Origin of the sequence: Roseibium salinum, assembly GCF_026240905.1 — a bacterium.
Lineage (GTDB): Bacteria > Pseudomonadota > Alphaproteobacteria > Rhizobiales > Stappiaceae > Roseibium > Roseibium salinum.
This window is the reverse complement of sequence record NZ_JAPEVI010000003.1, coordinates 844415-862729: the sequence shown is the minus strand read 5'-3', so window position 1 is coordinate 862729 and position 18315 is coordinate 844415. Positions and strand designations below refer to the sequence as shown.

Genomic DNA, 18315 nt, shown 5'->3' with positions numbered 1-18315 from the left:
GACCGACAGTATATGGTGCACTGCGGTCCTCAGTAAAAGAGGCAGTGTTTGAATTCACGCCATCCGGTAGAAGTCAGTTTCCCGCTTCGGGCGCCGGAAAGAATGCGGTGCTACGCCCGCTCAGCCGGTAGGCCGCCAGTCCGACCCATTCCCTGAATGCGACGTCGAAACGGCGAAGCCCCTTGGAGGCGCCGCTGAAGCCGAGCGTCCGGTCTTCCTCCCCGCGCGTGCGGTAGTCGACCGGATAAGCCGTTATCCCGGTCCAGCCCGCCTGTTCAAAAACGCCCATGGAGCGGGGCATGTGATAGGCAGAGGTGACCAGAAGCCAGGTCTGTCCCGGCTGAGGGTCGACGAGCTTCTTCGTCAAGACGGCATTCTGCCAGGTGTTTCGCGAGACATCCTCCAGGATCACCCGATCGGGTGAAATCCCGAAATCCTCAAACAGCCGGGCTGCGCCTTCGGCCTCCGTCGCCTGGGCACTGACGATCACGCCCTGCCCGCCGCTGTGAATGACCTTTGTCTCGGGCAGCTGTGCGGCAAGGCGCGCGGTGATCGTGATGCGCTCGCCGGACGTCGTCAGGGCAGTGTCGCCCCGCCCGCCGGTGACGATCGTGTCGACGGCACCGCCCAGGACGATGATCCCGTCATAGCCGCTCAATTCGGCGGGCCGCGGAAACCGCTCCTCCAGCGGGAGAATCAGCCAGTTTGCCGCCGGTGAGAATCCGCAGAATGCCAGGCCCGCGATGCCTGTCCAGGCCATCAGACAGCCTCTGCCGCGCCACTTGGCGCGTGCGCTGACCATCAGCCCGAAAAGCACCATCGCAATCAGAAAGTTGGAAGGCTGGATGAAAAAGTAGCCAAGCTTGGCGAGATAGAAAAACATCAGACTACCGTCGGTCAGGACCATTAGGGGTGCCGTCGTCACGACCCTGCGCTTGGGCCGGATTTCGGTCTTCTGGGTTTCAACCACTTGCGATCAGATTAAACCGCTACGTGTTCCGGCGCTGCGAACTGCTGTTATCGTCCTGTAAAATGCTTGGCGTACGTAGCATGCGTTCTGCTGCGCACCCGACTCGCCGCCGAACGTGGAAGGCAGGTTGTTCGGCCTGAGGATTACCATTGCCAGTTTTACAAATGCAATAATCGTGATCGACGTCACAGGCCCCGCGGCCGGACTGCGTCACGTTGTATGGGCGTTTCCACGGAAATCTAGGATAGCCAGATGACACTTTACATGAAACTTGGCGGGCGCAAGACGATCATGCAGGCCATGCCTCGTCTGCAGGCGCGTCTGGAGGAGGATCCTTGTTTCGATCTCGGCCGGCTCCGCCACGGATTCGCCCGTTCCGACGACCTGAGCGAATTCCTGATCTTTCTGTGCGGCGGGGCTCCGTTCTATGACGGTGAGCCGGTTTCCAGGCTGCTGTCGCCGCTGTGTTCCAGTGCGGACACCTACCAACGCTTCGTCGATCACCTGGTCGCCGTGCTTTTCGACGGGCGCGCGGCCCAACGCGACGAGACTGAACTGCGCGATCTGATGGAACAGCTCCGCCCGCGGGTGCTCAACCCGAAACCAATCGCTCCTGTGCTGGTCTATTCGGTCGAACAGGACGTGCTGAGCGCATAGCCGCCCCGCGGCAAGCGAACAAAAACGCCGGAGGGAATTTCCTCCGGCGTTTCGATTCCGTCGATACGGCTTCGATCAATTTAGTTGAGCGCGGGTGACGTCAGCCCAGTTCACTCACACTGGTGACGACCTTGCCGACTAGACCGTATTCGATGCCTTCAGACGGGCTCATCCAGTAGTCGCGGTCGGTATCCTTGGCAATGCGCTCGATCGGCTGACCGGTCGCCTCCGAAAAGATCCGGTTCAAACGGTCGCGCATCTTGATGATTTCCCTGGCCTGGATCTCGATATCCGTCGCCATGCCGCCTGCCCCGCCGGACGGCTGGTGCAGCAGGAAGCGGGTGTTCGGGGTGCAGAAGCGCTGCTCCTTCGGTACGGAAACGTAGATCAGTGCACCGGCGCTGGCGACCCAGCCCATGCCCAGTATCCGCACTTCCGGCGAAATGAACTTGATGGCGTCATGGATCATGTCGCCGGATTCAACATGCCCACCCGGAGAGGACACGATGACGGTGATCGGATCGTTCGAGACCTGCGCCAGAGCCAGAAGGCGGGCACAAACGTCGCGTGCCAACTCCTGGCTCACCGGGCCGGTGATCAGAACTGTGCGCGCTTCGAACAGATGCTTGTCGACCTGGATCGACGGTTGCGTCTTGGTCTTTTCCTCGTCCTCTTCCTCATCGAGGCGTACGGGCACCGTGGTCGAATAATTTTTCATGCGCAGGATAAAGCTCCCTTGGCTGTTGGGCCGGCGGTTCCGGCATTTTCAACGGGCGAACGGAAGACTCCGCTGCCCCGGCGTTGGGTCCATGTGTAAGCGATGTAGCGAGCGCTCGCAAATGATGAAACCCTCAATAGCGTGAAAAGAGTTATCAGACTGGTATCAGGACCGGGTCCTGTGAATTCAATTGAAACGGCCTTGCCGTCTAAAGGGGCTTTTCCCGGTTGCCAGTAACCGCATGCCACAGCAGCAGCATCGCAAACGGCAGGGACGGCCAGACGAACCACAAGACGGAAAGGCCCGACGTCAGCAGGTTCAGGACGAAGAAGAAAGCGATCATGAGAACGCAGCCGCGGATGCGCCTGGGCTGCGCTCTCAACCACCGCCTCACCTGCTCGAAGCCGTTTGCAACTGCCTGGGTGTCCTTCTCCCATCTGGAGTCCTCGGCTGCATGTTCCTGATGAGGGGCGGCCGTTTCCGCCCCGCTTGAATGTCCGGACGGTTCCTGCGGGTCATTTCGCCCGCCCAGCCGGACCGAATAGGTTTCGACCGGGTCCGTGACATTCTTCACCTGGCGGAGCCCCTGCGGATCGAAGCCGAGCGCCATTTTTGTCCTGACCTGGTCATAGACGGATTGGGACAACATGATCCCGCCTTTCGGGGCGAGTTCCTGCAGTCGCGCGGCGACGTTTACGCCGTCGCCGTAGATGTCGTCCCCCTCCACCATGATGTCACCGAGATTGATGCCGATGCGGAATTCCATGCGCGTGGCATCCGGCACCTCCGCGTTGCGCAGCGACAGTTCGTTCTGGATGTCGACGGCACATTGGACAGCTTCGATGACGGATGAAAACTCGATGATGACCGCATCGCCCCAAGTGTTCACGATGCGCCCGTTGTGCCGCTCCGTCAGCGAAGACATCACGTCACGGTAGGCTTTGAGCCGGTTCAGTGTGCCGTCTTCGTCGCGCTCCATGAGCTTTGAATAATGTGCCACATCCGCGCACATGACAGCCGCGAGACGGCGTTTCACCCGTTGCATGGTCTCTTCCTTGAATAGCTTAGGAATGGGAAGCCAAACCGTTAATTGCAAGGACAATCGGCAGAATTCACAAATGCAGGTTAGCCTGAGTGATGCAATTGTCACATGATCATGCCGATTGTGTCAGGGATCGCAGCACTTGCAGTGCTTCCTCGGCCCGTTCTTCCGGAACAAAGACGTGATCGTGAAAAAAGGCGGCAACTACATTGGCTGAAATGCCATGGTCGGAGAGGGCGGCCGAAATCGCAGCCGTCAGGCCCACGGCATTGAGCGAGGAGTGCACGGCAAGCGTGATCCGCCGGAACCATTCGGCTTCCGCAAGACCGAGTTCTCGGGCCCGCTCGACCCCGAGAATGGCGGTCAGGCCTTCTGTTTCCGCGAAAAGTCCGATCGGATCATAGTCTGCAAGTTCCTGCACGGTCTTGGAGGCAAAGGTGCAAAAGACATAAGGCTGCGGATCCAGCATCGGCCGCATATTGGAAATCAATGTCGCCAGATCGGTCTCGCCGCGCATCCGTTCCTCGTTCCGTTACAATACCCGGCGCATCAGGGGTCGGCGCGGGCTGCGCCGGGCGATTTCCTCAAAGCCGTTGCGCCGGAATACAGGTGCAAAGCCTACGAGATCCTTCGCCCCACTGCAAGGGTTTATCGGTCTCGATCGGACAGGCATCCAGGATCCGCGCCCCTTGCGACGCGGCATGTTCGATAGCCGCTTCAAGCAGCCGGCACATCAGGCCGGACTTGCGATAGCCGCTGCGCATGTAGAAACAGGTGATGGCATGGGTCGCCCGGATCAACTCGCCGGTATCCGTATCGAGAGGTTTCGACGTCTTGCCCAGCTGAAAGCGCAGATATTGTTCACGCGGCCCCAGCGCCACCCAGCCGACAGCCATACCGTCGCGATAGGCCAGAAGTCCGGGTGCGGGACCATGGGTCACCTTGGTTTCGAACGCGTCCCGCCGTTCCTCACGGCTCAGGGCCTTCCAGTCCTTGCCGCGCATGAACGGCCACATGCACCAGCAGCCCGAACTGGCGCCTCGCTCGGGACCGAAAAGGTCGACCAGGTCTTTCCAACGCTCTGATGTCAGCGGATGGATTTGAAGGGCATCGGCACTGGCGGTCATCGGCTCATCTCCCGCACGCAGAAGAGCATGGAACAAAACCGGCGGCAATCCCGTCCCGCGGCGGGTAAGCGCAATCGGCCAGTGCCTTTCAACGGAGCGGGAGCCGGTCACGTGGACCGGCTCCCGCTATCGGCCGAGGGCTCGAGCCCGCATGACTCACTCGTCGAGCAGCATTTCAAATCCGCCATAGATAAGGCGCTTGCCGTCGAAAGGCATGCTGCTGACGTCACCCGGCATATCCGGATCTTCCATCACCTTTTTCATCCCTTCGTTGCGTACCTCCTTGGAGGGCCAGACGATCCATGAAAAGACAACGGTTTCGTTGGGCTCGCGTTTGACCGCCATCGGGAAGGACGTCACCTCCCCGTCCGGCACATCGTCGCCCCAGGTTTCGACCACCTTCAGGGCACCGTGCCTCTTGAAGATCGGCACGGTCATCTTTGCGAATTTCAGGTACTCGTCCTTATTGTCGGTCGGCACGGCGGCTACAAATCCGTCTACATACGCCATGTTTTTCTCCATTGGGTCCGTCGTCACGCGGCGGCTTCAAGGTCAGCAATATTGATCTTCTTCATCTGCATCAGAGCAGCGGAAACCCGGGCTGCGACGGCAGGATTGCCGGAATGCATCAGCCTCGGCAGTGCCTTGGGGACGATCTGCCAGCTGATTCCGAACCGGTCCGTCAGCCAGCCGCACGGTCCTTCCTCACCGCCGTCGGCCGTCAGCGCCTGCCAAAGCCGATCGGTCTCCGCTTGATCCTCCGTCAGTATGGAGATCGAGGTGAGATGGCTCGACTGCACGTCTGGATTGCCGTTCAGGATCATGTAGGGAGAACCACAGATTGTAAACTCCACAATCAGCACGGGGCCGTTGGGATCCGGACGATAGACCGTCTCGATCTCGCTGTCGGGAAGCAGCGACACATAGAACTCGGCCGCCTCCTCTCCCTTTTCCTTGAAAAACAGGCAGGTCCGCGCTTTCGCGCTGAAGTCGATCGAGCTGGCCGAGGCGCCCTCTTTCGCAGCTGTAGAGCGGGCCAGTTCGGCAAGCTGCGCCGATGCGGCCTTCCAGCCTTCCTCGAACCCCATTTCCAGATGCTTGTCGCGGGTGGCTTCCGTTGCGTGGCGGGCGCCCCAGACGAGGCGCGTGCCGCCATCCGGCAGGTCCGAGAGCTCGACGTAACCAGTCATGAAGGCATTTTCCCGCGGAACGAAATCTTCCGCAAAGGCGTCGGTAAAGGTCAGGCGTTTGCCGTCCACGACCTCCAGGAACATTCCAACGTTGTCAAAACGCTCGCCTTCCGGGCCGGCAAAAACACTGTTCATGCGGCCACCCGGACGCACGTCGAAATCAGCTTCGGCAACCGCCCAGGGTTTCGGGCAGAACCATTGCTTCAACAGGTCCGTATCCGTCCAGCAGCGCCAGACGACATGACGGGGAGCTGCGATCTTGCGGGTGATTTCAAGCGTCAGCCCGTCTTTGCGGATTTCAAAGTCACTCATTGTCTTCTCCCTTGCTGGCGACCCCTTTGCAGGAGTTCGAAACTGTATTTCAGGTGACCGGCGCCGTCCGCAGCAATCGTCGGCTCGCTCCCGGCCCTCACGTGAAGGAGGTCATCGGCCCCTCACCCACAGCAAACATACCGACTGGTTGGTATGCCGTCAACATACTCGGTCGCGCGCCGGTGGATTTCCTGTCTCCAGGGCATGATGCGACTGAGGACATGGCCTTGGGTCCGGCCCCATGCGCGAGGCGTTCACGCAGGTGGTCTGCTCCACGAGGAACACCCGTCGCGGCACATGGCCGGCCCCGGCGGAACCGCTACTGCGCGGGCAAGACGATCAGGGGAAAGTGATCAGTGCCGGTCGGCGACGGAGAGCGCCATGTTGCACAGCATTTCAAACATGACGGAGACGCCGAGAAACGCGGTTGCCCCGCTCGGGTCGAACGGCGGCGAGACTTCCACAAGATCCGCGCCGATGATGTTCACTCCGTCCAGGAGCCGTGCGACCTGCAGGGCCTGGAACGAATTCGGTCCGCCGACTTCCGGCGTTCCCGTTCCCGGAGCAAAGGCCGGATCGACAAAGTCGATATCATAGGAAACATAGGTCTCCCGCTCCCCGACGATGTCCCTGGCTTCCGCCATCACGTCCTCCGGGCCTCTGGCATGGAACTCCTCGATCGGCACCACCCTCACGCCGGCGCTGTCGGCAAACTCGCGGTCTTCATTGTCGTAGGCGGTGCCGCGTATGCCGATCTGGATCACGCGCTTGGGATCCAGAAGCCCTTCCTCCACCGCCCTGCGGAATGGCGTTCCGTGCGTGTATTGCATGCCACCGAAATAGCTCTTGTAGAGGTCCGTGTGGCTGTCGAAATGGATCATTCCCACGGACCCGTCCTTTGCCAGGGACCGCAGGATCGGCAGTGAACACAGATGATCGCCACCGGCCGTCAGCGGCATGATACCGGCGGCCACCACCCGATCGTAGAAAGCCGTCATCCGCTTGAGGCTGTCGTCGACGCTGGCCGGATTCGGACCGACATCGCCCAGATCCGCACAATTGACCAGCTCAAACGGCCGGACGCCGGTCGCCCCGTTCTGCGCGCGGATCATCGTCGAAAGGTCCCGGAGCTGGCGCGGCCCGTGCCGAGGCCCCGGCCGGTTGGTCGTCCCGCCATCCCAGGGCGCTCCGATGATGCCGATTCGGACGTCCCTTATCCGCGGATTGTCGAGGTCCACGAGCGGCAGACGCATGAAGGTCGGCACGCCGGCAAAGCGGGGAAGCTCGAAGCCTGATACGGGATGGAAGAAGGAGTCCGGCATCTGCACCACCTTTGGGAAGACATGTTTCTGCGGATCTAAGCAGATGACGCCGGCCCCGCCAACAGTGCTTTCAAAACAGGGGAACGGACCTTGGCTCAAGAGCGGCGTCTCCGCGACTGCTCACACCGTCGCGGCCCAGATCCCCTCGACAAATTCCGCCTCGCCCTCTCCCGGCCAAGGCGGCATTGCGATGCAGATGAATTTCAGCGGAACCATGCCCGTATTGCGGTATTGAAATGCCGTGCCGGCCGGAATGTCGATGGAAACGCCCGGCTCCAGGTCGACAGTGCCTTCCTCCGCTCCGCCGCGGCGCCATATCTGCCCGTGGCCTTCAAGAACGTGCCAGATTTCACTGACCGACTTGTGCCGGGTTGCCCGGTTGATCTGGCCCGGCGGCACGGTCGAATGGATCATGTTGCCCGTCGGACCATCCATGACGAACCGAATATCGGCGCCTGCCGGAGATTTCGCGTCCGGATGCTCCGGCAGCTTCGTTTGCTTCATCTCACCCTCACCTGTCAGGTGGTCTTGCCGAAAATTTCCCGGCCGATCAGCATGCGCCGGATTTCCGAGGTTCCGGCGCCGATCTCGTAAAGCTTGGCGTCGCGCAGCAGACGGCCGGTCGGGTATTCGTTGATGTAACCGTTGCCGCCAAGCAACTGAATGGCATCGAGCGCGATCTTGGTGGCGTTTTCGGCGGCATAAAGTATGGCACCGGCCGCGTCTTCACGGGTGGTCTCTCCCCGGTCGCAGGCCCTGGCGACCGCGTAGACGTAAGACTTGGTGGCATTCATCGTGACATACATGTCCGCCACCTTGCCCTGGACGAGCTGGAAGGTGCCGATCGGCTGGCCGAACTGTTCGCGCTCGTGGATATAGGGAATGACCACGTCCATCGCCGCCTGCATGATGCCGACCGCGCCGGCGGCAAGAACCGTCCGTTCATAGTCGAGGCCCGACATCAGGATAGTGACGCCCTTGCCGACCTCGCCCAGCACGTTCTCTTCCGGCACCTCGCAGTCGCGGAACACCAGTTCGCCGGTCTCCGATCCGCGCATGCCGAGCTTGTCCAGCTTCTGGGCAACGGAAAAGCCCGGAAATTCCCTTTCAACCAGGAATGCCGTGATGCCCTTGGGCCCGGCGTTCGGATCGGTCTTGGCATAGATGATCATGGTGTCGGCCGACGGGCCGTTGGTGATCCACATCTTGGAGCCGTTCAGGATGTAGCGGTCACCCTTCTTGTCGGCGCGCAGCTTCATGGAGACGACGTCGGACCCCGCGCCGGTCTCCGACATTGCCAGCGCGCCCAGATGCTCGCCCGTGATCAGCTTGCCAAGGTAGCGCTTTTTCTGATCGTCATTCCCCCAGCGCCGAAGCTGGTTGACGCAAAGGTTCGAATGGGCGCCGTAGCTGAGCCCGATGGATGCGGAGGCCCGGCTGACCTCCTCCATGGCGATGCAGTGCTCGAGATAGCCGAGACCGGAGCCGCCCCATTCTTCTTCCACGGTGATGCCGTGCAGGCCGAGTTCGCCCATTTCCGGCCAGAGCTCGCGGGGAAACCAGTCCTCCCGGTCGATCTTCTCCGCCAGGGGCGCGATACGGTCCTGACTGTAGGAACGGACCGTGTCGCGCAGCATGTCTGCGGTTTCGCCGAGGTCGAAGTTGAAACTCGGAAAATCGTTGCGGATCATTTCAATTCCTCCCAGGGCTCCTGCCGTCAGGAGCGCTCATTATCGAACAAGTCTTTCGTCCGGCTCAGTCCCTGACGCCGGAAACGCCCATCAGCGTGAAGAGGCCGGTCGCAACGTGCACCTGCGTACCGTCGTCCAGGCCGTAGACATCCGCCTTGGCAATGGTCAGGGTTCTGCCCGGCTTCACGACCCTGCCCCGCGCCAGCAAGATCTGCTGCCTTGCCGGATTGAGCAGGTTGATCTTGAATTCACTGGTCAGCACGCCGATCCCGGCAGCGAACAGGCTGAGAGCCGCATAACCGGCCGCGCTGTCGGCGATCGAGGTTGTTGCGCCCGCATGGAAAAATCCGTGCTGCTGGGTCACTTCAGGACGCAGTTTCAATTCCAGATCCACCGCGCCCGGTGCCAGGTGCACCAGTTCCGCCCCCAGATGGGCCATGAATTTCTGGGCGGAAAAACTCGCCCTGACGCGGGCCTGCCAATCCGGATCCTTCGGCGCAAACTCCATCACACCTCCTCCGAAGGCATGTCGGCGCAGAGTTCCGAGATGCGCGCCCGGGCGCCGGCTTCCACGTCATCGAGTTCCAGCAGGGTCAGTTCGATATCGCGCTGCTTTTCCAGAAGCTCTTCGCGGCGGGCGGCGATCCTGTCGAGCAGCAAACGCAGCTGGCCGGCTTCCCCCGGGGCGCTGCGATACATTTCGATCATATCCTTGATCTCGTTCAGGGAAAAACCGAGGCGCTTGCCGCGCAGGATCAACTTTATGCGCGTGCGGTCGCCGGGCGCGTAAAGGCGCTGCCGCCCCCGCCGGTGCGGTGAAACCAGGCCCTGCGCCTCGTAAAACCGCAAGGTCCGGGTGGTGATGTCGAATTCCTGCGTGAGTTGGGTGATAGTGTAATAGCGTTGCATGCCCGATCCTTCTTGCCGGGCACAATTCCGTCTTTTTACGTTAAAGTCAACAGATCGTTTTTACGTTTTAAATTACAAATAGTTACTCGTCACAATCTCAGGCCGTCGAGAGTCTCCCGAGAGTGGAGGACGTTCAGGTCCACATCGCCTTCGACGCCCTTCACCGATCCCCGGTTATGATACTGCCAGGCCACCCACTCCTCACCATAGCCGGGTGAGCGCCAGAGCGAACGTGCCCACAGCCGCCGATTCAATCCCTTCCCCTTGAGGTAGGCGCGGTAGAAATCTTCGGGAGAATAGAAGACGACCTCTTTCCCCCGCGCCCGCTCCACAACAGCGGTGAAGTCGGTGATTTCACGCAGCACTTCCTCGACCGGCGGGCGGCGGGCGCAATTGCCCGAGAATTCGAGATCCAGCATGGGCGCCAGCATGTCCTGCTCTTCCGGCAGCACGCTCAGGAAATTCTCCGCCTGCAACCGGCCCGGCTTGCACAGACTGAAAAAATGATATGCGCCGCGTGCCAGACCTGCAGCGCCGGAGCCGGCCCAATTGCGCGCAAACGCCCCGTCCTTGAAATCTCCGCCTTCACTGGCCTTCATGTAGACGAAGGCAACGTCATCCGCGGCCACCATGTTCCAGTCGATCTCACCCTGGTGATGAGAGACGTCGATGCCGCGAATGGGAAAATCGTCCCGGTCAGGTTCCCAGTTCATGAAGAAAAAGGCCGCTCCCACAATCGAGATCACTCCGCCGACCACAGTGTAGAACAGGGTCCGCAATGCCGCCTGCATGAAATTCATTCCGCCCCACACACAAAATCCCCGAAAGGCGCTGAGCCATCAGCACCTGCTGCCCGTTTCCGGACAATTCCATGGGATTATCGCCGGGGCTCGCTCAAAATCCGTTAAAACTCGGGATAGAAATTCGGCCAAAGCGGAGCAGCTGCCAGTTCCAGCACGTTGCCGTCCGGGTCGTGGAAATAAAGGCTTGTGCCACCGGCCGGCCAGGTGACCTCGCTGATGATATCGACCCCCTGCTCCTTCAGATAGCTGCGCCAGGGCTGCAGCTGATCCTCGGCAATCCTGAAGGCGAAATGGGAGGGGCCGGTCAGATCGTGTCCGGGCACGACACCCCCTTCCGTTTCGACATCCTCTCCCGTATGGCCGCGATGAAAGATCAGCAAGGCTTGGGCGGGACCAGCATCATAGGCATAAAGGCGATCGCCCGACACCATCCGTTTCAGCCCGAGAACGCGTGAGTAGAAGGCATGGGCGGCGTCCATGTCATCCACGTAGACGGACGTTTCAAGAATGCCGTCGATCATCGGCCTGGACATCGCATCAAGCTCCCGGCGTGAACCATGTGAAGTTTCATCTTAACTTGCAGCAGAACCCTTGCAAGACACGATGGTTCCGATACGCCGGTGACCGCATGTCAGGACCGGAACCGACTCCTGATCGCAGAAGCGGTTCCGGATTTCACCTGACATGGCCGCAATTCGCTCAGACCACGGTCAGCTTCACATCGATATTGTTGCGGGTTGCGTTGGAATAAGGGCAAACCTGATGCGCCTTGGCCACCAGATCTTCGGCCGTCGCCTTGTCGAGCCCCGGCAGAGAGATCTCCAGAGCGACCTTAAGACCGAAACCACCTTCGGACCGCGGGCCGATGCCGACGGTCGAGGTAATGGCGGTATCGGCCGGCACGGCAATTTTCTCCTGACCGCCGACGAATTTCATTGCCCCGATGAAGCAGGCCGCATAGCCGGCGGCAAACAGCTCTTCCGGATTGTTGCCATCCCCGCCGGCACCGCCGAGTTCCTCCGGCGTCGACAGCTTGACCTTGAAGGACCCGCTCAACGTCTCCGCCGCGCCATCCCGGCCACCGGTTGCCTTCGCCCTGGTTTCATAAAGCACATCTACGGCCATCAGCCTTCTCCATCATTTATCCGAAAAACTCAACATTATCATCGCAAAAGATATTATCGTGTGCGATATAAATTATTCACATATACCGATCGCCGTAACTGGTCAACTTGTTGCGACCATATCGCGCGCGATTTATAAGGTGGCGCATGAGTGAAACGAACAACCAGATGTCGCTGCTGGACGCGATCGGTTTTTCCGCGTCCGAGCCGACCCCAAACCCCAAGAGATCCTCCAGCAGGCCCGGCGGCAAGACTGCAGGCGGGCACAAGGCGAAGGGATCCGAAGACGCGGCCGGCGTGAATGCGGCTGGCGGCCCGCCACCGACAAGTCCGGACGAAGCGCCCGCTTCACCCCCGGACCTTGCCGGAGAACCGCTGACGCTCGACAGGCATTTGTGCTTTGCGCTCTATTCAGCCAACCATGCCATGCATGGCGTCTACAAGGCGCTCTTGAAGGAAGTCGGCCTTACCTATCCGCAGTTCCTGGCCATGACCGTGCTCTGGGAGACCAACAATGTGCCGGTCGGGACGATCACGTCCAAACTTCAGCTCGACACCAACACGCTGACGCCGCTCCTGAAGCGCCTGGAAGCCATGGGCCTTGTCACGCGCACCCGCAACACCAAGGACGAGCGTCAGGTGATCCTGAAACTGACCCGCAAGGGCCGCGCCCTGCAGAAGAAGACGGAGCATTTCGGCAACTGCATCTTCTCGGCCACGGGTCTGAGACCCGAAGAGGTCGCCGAACTGCAGAAAAAGGTCATGCAACTGCGCGACAACCTGCGCGCCGCGGGGGTGGAGACCTAGGGCCGGAGGTCACCAGCGACCCGCTCAATGCTACATTCACCTCTTTTCCGGGACCGAAGCAGGAGGCGGGACTATGCCGAAACCAGCATACTGGAGGCCCGAGCGGCGGAACCGAAACATAGGGACCGCGGCGTCCGGATACGATCAGTCGAATGAGATGACGATCCCGGAAGCCCGGCGCGACAGGTTCGGGCAATTCACAACATGCTATTTCGAGCGACTGAAGCCAGACCACATCCAGACCGTTGAGATCGGCACGCAGTCCATCAAGCTCATTTACGAGAGCCCGCGGGAGGGCTTCACTTACGGCTGCACACCGCCAGACGTCATGAAGATGCTGGATAGCAGTGTTGAGCATATTCCGATATTTCCGGACATTATTGCATTGCGCCAACCGACGCGAAAACAGCGCAGCATGGAGCCGGTCTGGGGCCGTTGCCTCTATTTTGCCGAGTTCGGAATCTGCGAGGGATCGGCGATTATTCTCGAGTCGCAAGACATGTCGGGTCTGCAAAGGTATCCCAAACGTATGTCACTGCAGGACGGCGCGGAGCTTGAACGTCTCAGGAATGACGGCCATCGCGTCACTGAAACCAGACGCTACTTCGAGGCAGGTTTCGAACCGTCAGCGGTCCGAAACACCGTCTTGTACCGGACGCTACTACATGAACTCGGACATTGGGATCAGTACTGCAGGGAGGTACTTGACCCTACATCCCGCCTCGCAGGCAGTGAGGAGGCCGCCTGGGAACTGTATTGCTCCAAACCGGCGTCCGAGAAGGAAGTCTATGCCCATAAATTTGCAGAAGCGCTTGCCCAAAAGCTGCGCGCGTCCGGCACTATCCCCTTTGACCCGCAACCATTCGTGGCGAACTCTAACGGACCAAGTTGACGCCTACAGCGGCAATTGGAACCACAACGCTGCGATGCCGAGGAAGGCGAAGAAACCGATAACGTCCGTCACGGTGGTCACGAAGACGCTGGAGGCGATGGCCGGGTCGACGTTCATCCGGTCGAGCACGATTGGGATCAGGAGACCCGAGAGCCCGGCGAACAGCATATTGATAATGATCGCCCCGCCAATCACGATGCCGAGGCCGATATTGTCGAACCACAGCCAGGCGGTCAGCCCGATCAGCAGGGCCAGGGCAACTCCGTTCAGCAGGCTTACAAGAATTTCCCGGTTGAGCACCCGCACCAGGTTGCGGGCACTGAGTTCCTGGGTGGCGATGCCGCGCACGGCGACGGTCATCGTCTGCGTGCCGGCGTTTCCGCCCATGGAGGCGACAATCGGCATCAGAACGGCGAGCGCGACCATCGCCTCGATCGTGTTCTCGAACAGGGCGATCACAACCGATGCCAGGATAGCCGTGCCGAGATTGACGACGAGCCAGGTGAGGCGCGATCCGGCGATCGTCATCACGGTGTCGGATATCTCTTCGTCCCCCACCCCGGCCAGGGCGCGCAGGTCTTCTTCCGCCTCCTCCTGGATGACGTCGACGATGTCATCGACGGTCAGGACACCGACCAGCCGTTCGTTTTCATCGACGACGGCCGAGGAAACCAGATTGTAGCGCTCGAACCGGCGGGCGACCTCTTCCTGGTCTTCCGTCGCCAGGACCGCCTGGCGGGTTTCCTCCATGACGGAGGCGACCTTTTCGTTGCGTTTTGTCCGCAGGATCTTGTCGAGATGCACGGAGCCGAGCAGCTTGAACGCCGGGTCGACCACGTAGATCTCGTAGAAACTGTCCGGCAGGTCTCGCGCCTCGCGCATGTAGTCGATGGTCTGCCCGACCGTCCAGTACTGGGCGACGGCGATGAACTCGGTCTGCATGCGCCGTCCGGCGCTGTCTTCGGGATAGTCGAGCGCCTTCTGCAACTGCGCGCGATCGGCATAGGGCAGCTCTTCGAGAATGGCCGCCTGGTCGTCCTCGTGCAGATCTTCCAGAATGTAGACGGCATCGTCGGAATCGAGGTCGCCGAGACCCTCCGCGATGACTTCCTTCGGCAGGTGCTCCAGAAGCTGGAGGCGGACCGCCTCGTCAATCTCGGTGAGGGCCGTGTAGTCGAAATCCTCACCCAGGAGCCGGATGAAGGCGCCTCGGTCTTCAGCCTCGAGGGTTTCGAGAAGGTCGCCCGTGTCGGCTTCGTGGAGATCGGCGGCAAGCGTTCTGAGCCCGGCCTCGTCATTCGCTTCGATGGCCGCTTCGACGGCAGCGATGAAGTCCGGATTGAGATGCCCTTCCTCATCACGCACCGGGATTGCCGGTTCGGAAGAGACTGTGGCATCGAGCTCAGTTGCTTCGCTCATCGGCTCCCCCTTGGTGCCCGTCTACCTCCTCCGGCCCTCGCCGCCGGATGCTTTGGACCACAACTAGCGTCTGCCATTCGAAAGCGCTACCGCAAATGCGAAATCCGGAGCACAGAACCGGTGCATGAGGCCGGAACCGTATTCAAGGACCGGAGCACTCCTTGTGCCTGGCCACAGCCCTGAGTTTTTTCAGATAGTCGCGCGTCTTGTCGGACAGGATGGCTTCGTCCGGCGAAATGCAGCGCCCTGCCCGCCGGAATGCCCGCCGTGCCCGCTCGCTCTTGAGACACACCTGTCCTTCTGCGAGCACTTCCTGTTCGACGTACCAGAGCTGCTGGCAGGTCATGGCCCCGAAGGTGCCCGGGTTCGCCGAAAAGGTTTGGGCAGCCGCGGGAAACACAGCAGCGGCGGCCAGGGCCGTGCCGGCAAAAGCCAGGTAGCGAAACAAGGAAACGTCCATGAATGTTCGATCGAATCGATTCTGTTTGAAAAGCATGGAAGAGCACAATCCGGGCCCAAAAAGGGCAGCCCCGATGCCGCTTGCCACGTCGCTATTCGGGCGCGCACTCGGGCGGCCGCGTATCCATGGTCCAATTGCCGACAACCGTTGCCGGCAGCGCCGTCTTGAATGATTTGCCCTTGTGGGTCCCCTTGCCGGTCAGGAGATTGACGTCGCACACCCCGTTATGGTCCGGATCCAGCGTTTCGTAATAGGTGTACGTATAGCCGGCCACCTGGAACTCTCCCTTCCGATAGGCGATCGTCAGCACCTGCTCCCACCGGTCCCGCCCGACCGAAGAATTCTCCGAATGGATCTTCAGGGATCCGCTTTCCGTCGCTTCAAGCCACGGCCCCTGCCCGGAGAGGCTGCCGCGCCAGACAATCTCCGGCGCATGAACCGCTTGTTGCCAGCCGCTTCCGGCCTCGGTGAAGATGTAGAGATCCGCCCCCTCTTCCGTCTCGACGAGAACCGCGCGGTAGTGATCGATATCGCCGTCTATCGGCACGGTTTCCACGCCGGCAACATCCATTGCGGGAACCATCGGCTGCTGCGCGGCGGCTGCCCCGGGCAACGTCAGACAGGCAAATGCGGAAATTGCACCGGCAACGGCTATTCTTGATCTCGGCACCATGGGCTCCTCGCCTTCCATCTGTAATCCGGCCACTGCTTCGTGAACCACACTACACGCGAATTGCACTGGAGCCCAAGGCCTGGGGCAGCCGAGACAAACGAAACCCACAAAGCAAAAAGGCTGCCCGGGGGCAGCCTCAGACTGCTGACAAACCCGCCGATTTCGGCGGGTTTGTTTTTTGAGATTTGTTTTGCCGTTATTTCTGGGTTTTGAATTTAGCGTGGTCGGGCTTTTTGCCTGTCAGGCCCGTACTTGTTTGGGTGGTTTGGTGAGGGCCATCGCGATCTTCTTGATGTTCTGGGCGGCGGCGGCGAGGAGGCACTGCATCTGGACGCGCACCAGACTTCGGAACCTGGCGTATCTGTGGCCATGGAGCTGTTTGGCATCGGCAAACGAACGCTCCACGGTTTCCTTTCGACGCTTGTAAACAGCCTTGCCCCAGGGTGTCAGGCGATATGTATCGCTTCGCTCCCTGCTCTCCTGCCAGACATGGCGGGTGATGGTGCGCTCAGCCCTGGCATTGGAGGTGCAGGAGGCCAGAAGCGGACACTTTTTGCAGATGGCAGGGTCGGAGCGGTAGTGTTTGTAGCCGTTCCTGTCCGTCGTTGCATAGGTCAGCAGCCGGCCTTCGGGACAACGGTAGCCATCGGTTTGCTCCTCGTAAGCGAAGCTTGATTTGCGCATCATGCCGGGCTTTGGGGCAGACGGGCGGCGGTATCCGGTCACCCCCAGAATATCCCGCTCCTCCAGTCCCCGGGCTATCGCTGAAGTGGCATAGCCCGCATCAAGACCAACCGCCTTGACCTGGAAGCTGAAGCGGTGTGCCTGACGGTCCAGCCGGTTCAGATAAACAATGCTGTCATGGACATTGGCCGGTGTGGTGAAGGTGTCCGTGACGATCCCCAATTTACCGTCCACCGTGCGGTGGTCCAGATAGAAGAAGCCCTTTGGCTTGCCCTCACGCACCATGTAGCCGCTGTCCGGATCCGTGCGGCTCACCTTGGTTTGCTTGACCTCAGGAGAGCGCTCCTGCTCCTTTAGCGGCTTCTGGCCATGCAGCCTGCGTTCCGCCTCAACCGCCCGGTCCAGGTCCGCCCAATAATCGGCCCGTGACTTCTCGATTTGAGCCAGATCGTATTTGCCTTTGTTGGCATTCGCCTTCAGATGTGTCGAATCCGTATAAAGCACCGTGCCGTCTACAAGGCCATGAGCGATCGCCTGCTCGACAATGTGGTCGAAGATATCCTGGGCGACAGACGCGTCGTTGTAGCGACGCCGCCGGTTCTGGCTCAGTGTCGAGGCGTCGAACACCTTGTCCGTCAGCTTCAGCCGCAAGAACCAGCGGTAGGCGACATTCACCTCGATCTCGCGCACCAACTGGCGCTCCGAGCGGATGCCGAACAGGTAACCGATGAACAACGCCTTGAACATCAACGTCGGATCCAGCGGTGGACGGCCGTTGTCTGCGCAGTAGAGCGCCGAGACACGGTCATGGACGAACGAAAAGTCGATCACCGCGTCAATCTTGCGCAAAAGGTGATCGGCGGGAACAAGCTGCTCGAGTGTAACCATCTCGAGCGCTGTCTGATCGGGGCCGGGCTTCTTCAACATCTAAACAGTGAATCAAAAACCCCTGGACAATGCCAGGGGTTTGTCAGCAGTCTGAGGCGGCCCGGGGGCAGCCTTTTGGAGCAGGATGTCCTGCTGAATTTGGTGCGGTCGAGAAGACTCGAACTTCCACGGGTTTTACCCCACAGCGACCTCAACGCTGCGCGTCTACCAATTCCGCCACGACCGCATATCTGGTAGTTCCCGGCGCCTCTCGGCGTCGAGGCGCTCCATGTAGCAAAAGGATTTTGGGGGCGCAAGAGCCGAAATCGGAATAATTCACAGGCGCCCGACATTTCTTCCGCTATGCCGTCAAAGCGGCCCGTCCGTCCGCATCGGCCGGATCTCCGGCGGGCGCATCAGCACTTCCGTGATGGAGATACCGATCCGTTCCCCAAGGAGCACCACCTGCCCCTTTGCAACGAGCGTATTGTTGGCGTAGATCTTCACGTCGTCGTCCTCGGCGACATCGAGATCGATCACGGCGCCACGGCCCATGCGCAAGAGCTGATGAACCGGCATTTCGGATTCGCCGAGCACAACGGAGATGTCGACATTGATCTCATCAAAGGTGGTCATAAGACGACTGGA

At 60.4% G+C, this 18315-nt stretch carries 23 protein-coding genes and 1 tRNA gene; 3 read left to right on the top strand and 21 right to left on the bottom strand.

Going from position 1 to position 18315, the window contains the following annotated elements:
• Positions 1-73: 73 nt before the first annotated feature.
• Positions 74-970 carry a YdcF family protein gene (locus tag ON753_RS08570; protein ID WP_265962132.1) on the bottom strand — a complete coding sequence of 299 codons (897 nt, stop codon included), beginning with the start codon at positions 968-970 and terminating at the stop codon, positions 74-76.
• 252 nt (positions 971-1222) lie between these two features.
• Between ON753_RS08570 and ON753_RS08565 the strand changes: the two genes are divergently transcribed.
• Positions 1223-1627 (top strand): globin domain-containing protein, encoded by a 405-nt coding sequence (locus tag ON753_RS08565; RefSeq protein WP_265962131.1) that lies wholly within the window; start codon positions 1223-1225, stop codon positions 1625-1627.
• Between the two features lie 100 nt (positions 1628-1727).
• On the opposite strand, the gene ON753_RS08560 is transcribed toward ON753_RS08565, so the two are convergent.
• From ON753_RS08560 to ON753_RS08490, 14 genes are all read right to left on the bottom strand, one after another.
• A complete protein-coding gene (locus ON753_RS08560; protein ID WP_265962130.1) occupies positions 1728-2345 on the bottom strand; it encodes an ATP-dependent Clp protease proteolytic subunit in 618 nt (205 codons plus the stop codon).
• A 208-nt stretch (positions 2346-2553) separates the two neighbouring features.
• Complete coding sequence (locus tag ON753_RS08555) at positions 2554-3390, bottom strand: adenylate/guanylate cyclase domain-containing protein (protein WP_265962129.1); 837 nt, start codon at positions 3388-3390, stop codon at positions 2554-2556.
• A 109-nt stretch (positions 3391-3499) separates the two neighbouring features.
• Positions 3500-3904, bottom strand: coding sequence for an ACT domain-containing protein (locus ON753_RS08550; RefSeq protein ID WP_265962128.1), 405 nt, complete (start codon positions 3902-3904; stop codon positions 3500-3502).
• Positions 3905-3971: 67 nt separating this feature from the next.
• Complete coding sequence (locus ON753_RS08545; RefSeq protein WP_265962127.1) at positions 3972-4514, bottom strand: GNAT family N-acetyltransferase; 543 nt, start codon at positions 4512-4514, stop codon at positions 3972-3974.
• Between the two features lie 156 nt (positions 4515-4670).
• Positions 4671-5024 (bottom strand): DUF1428 domain-containing protein, encoded by a 354-nt coding sequence (locus tag ON753_RS08540; RefSeq protein ID WP_265962126.1) that lies wholly within the window; start codon positions 5022-5024, stop codon positions 4671-4673.
• Positions 5025-5047: 23 nt separating this feature from the next.
• Positions 5048-6016, bottom strand: coding sequence for a VOC family protein (locus ON753_RS26695; RefSeq protein ID WP_323054705.1), 969 nt, complete (start codon positions 6014-6016; stop codon positions 5048-5050).
• Positions 6017-6369: 353 nt separating this feature from the next.
• A complete protein-coding gene (locus ON753_RS08525; protein WP_265962125.1) occupies positions 6370-7338 on the bottom strand; it encodes an agmatinase in 969 nt (322 codons plus the stop codon).
• Between the two features lie 120 nt (positions 7339-7458).
• The gene (locus ON753_RS08520; RefSeq protein ID WP_265962124.1) at positions 7459-7842 is read right to left on the bottom strand and encodes a cupin domain-containing protein; all 384 of its coding nucleotides are present in this window, start codon (positions 7840-7842) and stop codon (positions 7459-7461) included.
• 14 nt (positions 7843-7856) lie between these two features.
• Positions 7857-9029 carry an isovaleryl-CoA dehydrogenase gene (locus ON753_RS08515; RefSeq protein WP_265962123.1) on the bottom strand — a complete coding sequence of 391 codons (1173 nt, stop codon included), beginning with the start codon at positions 9027-9029 and terminating at the stop codon, positions 7857-7859.
• Between the two features lie 64 nt (positions 9030-9093).
• Positions 9094-9537, bottom strand: a complete 444-nt coding sequence (locus tag ON753_RS08510; protein ID WP_265962122.1) for a PaaI family thioesterase — start codon at positions 9535-9537, stop codon at positions 9094-9096.
• Positions 9537-9938, bottom strand: a complete 402-nt coding sequence (locus ON753_RS08505; protein WP_265962121.1) for a MerR family transcriptional regulator — start codon at positions 9936-9938, stop codon at positions 9537-9539. The genes ON753_RS08510 and ON753_RS08505 overlap by 1 nt, the downstream gene beginning before the upstream one ends.
• 89 nt (positions 9939-10027) lie before the next feature.
• Positions 10028-10729, bottom strand: coding sequence for a glycoside hydrolase family 25 protein (locus ON753_RS08500; RefSeq protein WP_265962120.1), 702 nt, complete (start codon positions 10727-10729; stop codon positions 10028-10030).
• Between the two features lie 113 nt (positions 10730-10842).
• Positions 10843-11274, bottom strand: coding sequence for a VOC family protein (locus tag ON753_RS08495; RefSeq protein ID WP_265962119.1), 432 nt, complete (start codon positions 11272-11274; stop codon positions 10843-10845).
• 166 nt (positions 11275-11440) lie between these two features.
• Positions 11441-11866: an organic hydroperoxide resistance protein gene (locus tag ON753_RS08490; protein WP_265962118.1), complete on the bottom strand. Its 426-nt coding sequence runs from the start codon at positions 11864-11866 to the stop codon at positions 11441-11443.
• 146 nt (positions 11867-12012) lie between these two features.
• Between ON753_RS08490 and ON753_RS26690 the strand changes: the two genes are divergently transcribed.
• On the top strand, positions 12013-12672 hold the full coding sequence (locus tag ON753_RS26690; protein ID WP_323054704.1) for a MarR family winged helix-turn-helix transcriptional regulator: 660 nt from the start codon (positions 12013-12015) through the stop codon (positions 12670-12672).
• 157 nt (positions 12673-12829) lie between these two features.
• Positions 12830-13564 carry a hypothetical protein gene (locus tag ON753_RS08480; RefSeq protein ID WP_265962117.1) on the top strand — a complete coding sequence of 245 codons (735 nt, stop codon included), beginning with the start codon at positions 12830-12832 and terminating at the stop codon, positions 13562-13564.
• Positions 13565-13567: 3 nt separating this feature from the next.
• Here the strand turns inward: ON753_RS08480 and mgtE are convergent, their stop codons facing one another.
• From mgtE to ON753_RS08450, 6 genes are all read right to left on the bottom strand, one after another.
• A complete protein-coding gene (gene mgtE, locus ON753_RS08475) occupies positions 13568-14983 on the bottom strand; it encodes a magnesium transporter (protein WP_265962116.1) in 1416 nt (471 codons plus the stop codon).
• Between the two features lie 142 nt (positions 14984-15125).
• Positions 15126-15443, bottom strand: a complete 318-nt coding sequence (locus tag ON753_RS08470; protein WP_265962115.1) for a hypothetical protein — start codon at positions 15441-15443, stop codon at positions 15126-15128.
• A 91-nt stretch (positions 15444-15534) separates the two neighbouring features.
• Positions 15535-16113 (bottom strand): hypothetical protein, encoded by a 579-nt coding sequence (locus ON753_RS08465; protein ID WP_265962114.1) that lies wholly within the window; start codon positions 16111-16113, stop codon positions 15535-15537.
• 243 nt (positions 16114-16356) lie between these two features.
• Positions 16357-17727, bottom strand: a complete 1371-nt coding sequence (locus ON753_RS08460; protein ID WP_264417572.1) for an IS1182 family transposase — start codon at positions 17725-17727, stop codon at positions 16357-16359.
• Positions 17728-17827: 100 nt separating this feature from the next.
• Positions 17828-17914 (bottom strand) — tRNA-Leu (locus ON753_RS08455).
• A 122-nt stretch (positions 17915-18036) separates the two neighbouring features.
• Complete coding sequence (locus tag ON753_RS08450) at positions 18037-18303, bottom strand: FliM/FliN family flagellar motor switch protein (protein WP_265962113.1); 267 nt, start codon at positions 18301-18303, stop codon at positions 18037-18039.
• Positions 18304-18315: the final 12 nt, after the last annotated feature.